This is a genomic window from Rhodoferax sp., from assembly GCF_039922535.1.
Classification (GTDB): Bacteria; Pseudomonadota; Gammaproteobacteria; order Burkholderiales; family Burkholderiaceae_C; genus Rhodoferax_B.
This window is the reverse complement of sequence record NZ_JBDTEM010000119.1, coordinates 1-1,756: the sequence shown is the minus strand read 5'-3', so window position 1 is coordinate 1,756 and position 1,756 is coordinate 1. Positions and strand designations below refer to the sequence as shown.

The 1,756-nt window shown below is 65.9% G+C and carries 1 protein-coding gene; it reads left to right on the top strand.

What is annotated here, in order from left to right; all coding sequences use genetic code 11:
- Positions 1 to 536: 536 nt before the first annotated feature.
- Positions 537 to 1,756: efflux RND transporter permease subunit (locus ABI213_RS05590; protein ID WP_348026363.1), on the top strand; the 1,220-nt coding region annotated here is incomplete at its 3' end.

Sequence of the window (1,756 nt, the reverse complement as noted above, 5' to 3'; positions counted from 1 at the left end):
CCCTCCGCTTTCGCTGCGGGAACCTGCGGTGCGCGCTTTGGGCGGGGTCTGGCTAAACTCGCCTGCGGCTCAAACAACGCCAGCCCTCTTCCGCCCAAAGCTGCGCTCCTCGGCGCATACAGAGGGGGACCCCAGGGAGCGGAGTCGGGGGCGCAGCGCGCCCCATCGCGCCTAGGGCGCGGAACCAGGCTGTTGGCGCTCGCCACGCCCCCATCAGATTTAACCATCGCCAACCCCACCCCCAACTCGCGACCGGCGCGATGCCCGGCACAGCCGGGCCGATCCCGCATCTGGGGTCCCCCTCTGTATGCGCCGAGGAGCGCAGTGGCAGGCGGATCAGGGCTGGCGTTGTTTGAGCGCAGCGAGTTTAGCCAGACCCCGCATGCCGCGAGCACCGCAGGTTCCCGTAGCGCCAGCGCAGGGCGCAGACAGTGGGGGCAGCCTTTTCTTGGGTTACTTTCTTTTGGCTGCGCAAAAGAAAGTGACTGCGCCGCCGGGCGCACATCCCGGCCAGGGATCTTAAAAGGAGAAGCCGCATGAACTTCTCCACCCCCTTCATCCACCGCCCCATCGCCACCACCCTGCTCACGCTGGGCATCGCCATCGCAGGTGTCATAGGCTTCTTGCTACTCCCCGTAGCCCCCCTGCCCCAGGTAGATTTCCCCACCATCTCCGTCAGCGCATCGCTACCCGGTGCCAGCCCAGACACCATGGCCGCCACCGTGGCGACACCTTTGGAGCGGGCGCTAGGTGCCATCGCGGGCGTAACGGAAATGACCTCCAACTCGTCCCTGGGCAGCAGCCGCATCACCCTGCAATTCAATCTGGACCGCGACATCAACGGCGCGGCGCGGGATGTGCAGGCGGCCATCAACGCGGCCCGTACCCTGCTGCCCAGCGGTATGCCCAGCAACCCCAGCTACCGCAAGGTGAACCCGGCCGATTCGCCCATCATGCTGCTGTCGTTGACCTCCGACACCCTGACGCGGGGCCAGATGTTTGATGCGGCCAGCACCGTGCTGGCCCAGCGGCTGGCGCAGATCGACGGCATTGGCCAGGTCAACATTGGCGGCGGTGCCCTGCCCGCCGTGCGGGTCGAGCTGGACCCGAACAAACTGGCGGCCAACGGCATTGCGCTCGACACCGTACGCCAGGCCATCACCAGCACCAACGCCAACCGTCCCAAGGGCGCGGTGGAAGACGGCACGCGCAACTGGCAAATCGGTGCCAACGACCAGGCACGTACTGCGGCGGAGTTTGCGCCGCAAATCATCCGCTACACAAATAGTAGCGCGGTACGCATGCAGGACGTGGGCCAGGTGCTTGACAGCGTGGTCGATGTGCGCAACTACGGGGCCAGCGACGGTAAACCGGCGATTCTGCTGATCTTGTTCAAACAACCCGGTGCCAACATCATCGACGCGGTCGACAAAGTGCGCGCCCTGCTGCCGCACCTGCAGGCCTCCATCCCGCCCGCCATCAACCTGCAGGTGGTGATGGACCGCACGCCCACCATCCGCGCCTCGCTGCGCGAGGTGGAGCGGGCGCTGGCCATCTCGATCGGGCTGGTGGTGATGGTGGTGTTTTTGTTCCTGCGCAATGCCCGCGCAGCGCTAATCCCCAGCGTGGCCGTGCCGGTATCGCTGGCGGGCACCTTTGGCGTGATGTACCTGCTGGGCTACACGCTGGACAACCTGTCGCTGATGGCCCTGACGGTAGCCACCGGCTTTGTGGTGGACGATGCCATCGTGGTGTT